Below are 3326 nucleotides of genomic sequence, written 5' to 3' on the forward strand. Positions count from 1 at the left end.
GCATGTATTTGGAATGCTATATGCACAACTGTGCATATAGCATTAGAGTTAACAGCAGATACGGTTTTGTGTGTAGCATGTTCGGGGGGTTTTCCTAGTTTCTAGTACCAAGCTCCTCAGAAAGGTGATCTTCTGTATATTTTCCAATATGTGTATTTCGCTATTATGAGTGGGAAGGTGTGTAATCTCTCTAAGTACTGGGGGATCACCACAGACAATAAGTTAAAGTGCGGGGCAGCGCGCATAACATCAAGAAGTTATTTTACAGCAGAGACGCTTTACCTAAGTGCTAACAATTGTTGAGTAGCTAGGTATGTAATTTCTTTTTTGTGAAAAGGATACCAAACATCACTCCAAAGATCTTATGTAGAGGTGTAATATGATACAAGCATCACTCATTGAGCAAAACACCGGCAGCAGAGTTTTGTAGACTTGATAAAGCATCATGCTTCATAGCTAAACACCTGTCGAATTCAATGCATGCTGCGGTAAGTTTTTCGATGGTATTGTGGTTGCTATCACGCACTATAGTAACATCTTTTTTCACTTTTCCGTATGCCTTACTAAGCAACAGGAGTAGCTTGCCTTCTATATCCTGCAATTCCTTGAATCTCTGAATATCACACATGCTCAGAGCATCAAGTTCCTTTTTTATCACAAAAACAATTTGTGTTTTTAACTCTGTTATATATTCGAGAAGTCTCTCTTTCACTTACCAATAACCACGTTGGAAAAGGCCAGCTCTAATCGAGAATTCTTAATATTGTCTTAAGCATCTTTTGTATTCAGTAAGCAAACAAGGTTTATATTTGCTACACTTCTTCTTTATTAAATCTATCACAGAACTTTTTTGCTTTTTCATATGCGAATGCATTAGTGGATAGTAGTAATAGGGTTCTTAGTGAATTGGGCTTAGAGATGCATTCGGTATATGAACACTTCTTAGCGCATCTATTAGAACGTGTGTTTTTCCCGCTATACATTTTCTAATTGTGTATGGTATAGGTGGCGAATGCTACAGACTTTTAATTTCTCGTTCTTGGCTACTATGTTGTAGAGCTGCGTTTAGAAACGCTTTTCAGCGTAATTAAGTTCCACACTATAATCTCTTTTTATGCTGCCACGTTGCTCAACTACGTGTGTATGCAATTATGATGGGTAATGTTCCTCATCAAAACAAATCATAATATATATTACTATTTGTTAAAAAATCAATAATACTGAGCTGCATAACGCTGGTATGCTACACTTCCGGATTGTGGTGTTGTCTATTGGTTAATGAGATGCATACGCCCCGTATATTCACTAGTCCAGGTATGTCTGGATATACCTACAGTGGTATTTCCTCCACTGCGTATAGAGATATTATACGTAATTCCATAATCTCTGGTGCCATGCAGTATGATGAATGTATGAGGGCTGTGGTGGTATATGCATCGGAATTACGCGGTATATTTCACGAAATTAGATGGTTAGATAGTGCGTTTGTAGCGAATGTTCGTAGGATGGAGAGTCTTGGACGCTACGTAGCCGCAGAGAGTACTTCGAGCTCAGAATCTGCAGTGCGAGAGAAGGTGTTGTACGGCATAGTCCATCGTCTGTACGATGCTCTGTATTACTGTGTTACAGCATCGTGCAACAAAAGAGTGGCACACTTCATGGACTCAGGCTTTATCAGGCGTGGAGTACATCTACAAATAGCTAATGCATGTAGTATCCTAGTTAATGTTATTTCCATAGTACACTGCTGTGCTAGGACTGCTACTACACGGTCTGTTAGTACGATGGGTGAGAGTGATGCGGATAATGTGTTTAACTCTGGCATATCTCTAAGTGCATACGTAAATGTAAAATTGTCAGCTTTAAGCATATGCTTAAATTCTTCTTCGGATTCTGAAGATACAAAGCGTAGAAAGGCGATTTTGCTTATGGTGTGGCATAACATAGAGCTTTGCAATAAGGTTGCCGAATTAGTTGATCAGGACATACCGCGTTGTTTCCGTAATCGTGCAGGGAGTTGCTTGAATAAGATTCTTAATGCAGTTGAGTCTAGCACGACTGCATGCGGAGAGATGGTACGTAATAACGAGAGAGCACGTCTGCGTTTAACGATTGCTAAAAGAGCGAGAGCGAGTTTTATGTACTATTCAAAGACATATAGAGGTTTAGCAGTTAGCGGTGGTGATAAATGTTTCAGGAAGGAAGGGTATACGGCTGCTTTAGTTCGGGTAATTGGTTGTTTATTCTCAATGTATAGAGGATATGCCGCCACTGATAATGCAGATTATATTGTTGCAACCAGAATTGAGGGTTGTCTTCGAATTTTGCTTAATCTACACAATGATAACGTACAAGTAGCAAGAGCTTCAGAATATAGGGCACGCACAGTATACTTGGACATGTGTTCTGTCTATGAGAAGATTGACATAGAGGTTACGCCAGATCTACTATTAAATCCGCGGGTAGAAATTCAGTGGCGCAATACAGCATTGCGATATCTTTTAGCAATGATGAATAGGACACTTAATGGTGGATACTTCAATGTTGTTGAACAGGCTGAAGGTTCACCTAGTCAACCCTCAACATCAACTCAGACATCAGTCTCAAGATCAGCTGCAATATCAGTAACTACTAGTTCTGTGCTGGAGGGGGCACAAGTTACTGCTCATAGATCACGAACTCCTAGTGGGGACATTGATGACCTAGTCCACAGGCTTGAAGAGCATAATCTTCTTTCATAACTACATTCGCACGCCACTATGACGGGTACGTTACGCATCAAAACAAATCCTCCAGGCATTATTAGTTAAAAAATCAATAATATTGAGCTGGCTGTAGGACGTTAGTATGCTATATTTTCAGAGTGTGATGTTGTCCAATGGTTAATTAGATGCATACGCCGCATATATTCACTAGTCCAGCTATGTCTGGATATGCCTACCGTGGTCTTCCTTCTACGGAATATAAAGACAATATATGTAATGCCATGAGCTCTGGTGCAACGCAGTATTCTGAATTCCTGGAGGTTCTGCGTAAATGCGTTACGGAATTGCGCAATACGTTTGACGAGCTTCGTGGGGTCGATGGCGTGTTTACGGCGAATGTAGGCAGGATTGAGTTTGTTGGAAGCTGTGTAGATGCGGAGAGTACTGCAAGTGCAGGACCTACAGAGCGAGATCGGGTGTTGAATTGTATAACCAGTTATTTGTATGACGCACTGCAGGACTGCGCTACAGCGGCGTGCAACAAAGATGAGGCACGGTTCATGGATCTCAGCTTTATTAGGTGTGGGGTGCACCTAAAAATAGCTAAGGCATGTGGCATTC

At 40.8% G+C, this 3326-nt stretch carries 3 protein-coding genes; 2 read left to right on the forward strand and 1 reads right to left on the reverse strand.

Annotated elements, in window-relative coordinates:
• Positions 1 to 391: 391 nt before the first annotated feature.
• The gene (locus KPX09_RS04775) at positions 392 to 712 is read right to left on the reverse strand and encodes a hypothetical protein (protein ID WP_249549228.1); all 321 of its coding nucleotides are present in this window, start codon (positions 710 to 712) and stop codon (positions 392 to 394) included.
• A gap of 571 nt (positions 713 to 1283) precedes the next feature.
• Between KPX09_RS04775 and KPX09_RS04780 the strand changes: the two genes are divergently transcribed.
• On the forward strand, positions 1284 to 2741 hold the full coding sequence (locus KPX09_RS04780; RefSeq protein ID WP_249549229.1) for an HGE-14 family type IV secretion system effector: 1458 nt from the start codon (positions 1284 to 1286) through the stop codon (positions 2739 to 2741).
• Between the two features lie 182 nt (positions 2742 to 2923).
• Positions 2924 to 3326, forward strand: a 403-nt coding sequence (locus KPX09_RS04785) for an HGE-14 family type IV secretion system effector (RefSeq protein ID WP_410518484.1), incomplete at its 3' end; no start/stop codon positions are given.

The sequence above is a fragment of the Anaplasma phagocytophilum genome (assembly GCF_023476575.1).
Classification (GTDB): domain Bacteria; phylum Pseudomonadota; class Alphaproteobacteria; order Rickettsiales; family Anaplasmataceae; genus Anaplasma; species Anaplasma phagocytophilum_A.

Coding starts and splice junctions, on each gene's coding strand:
- KPX09_RS04780 (WP_249549229.1), top strand. CDS start 1,284: ATGCATACGCCCCGTATATTCACTAGTCCAGGTATGTCTGGATATACC.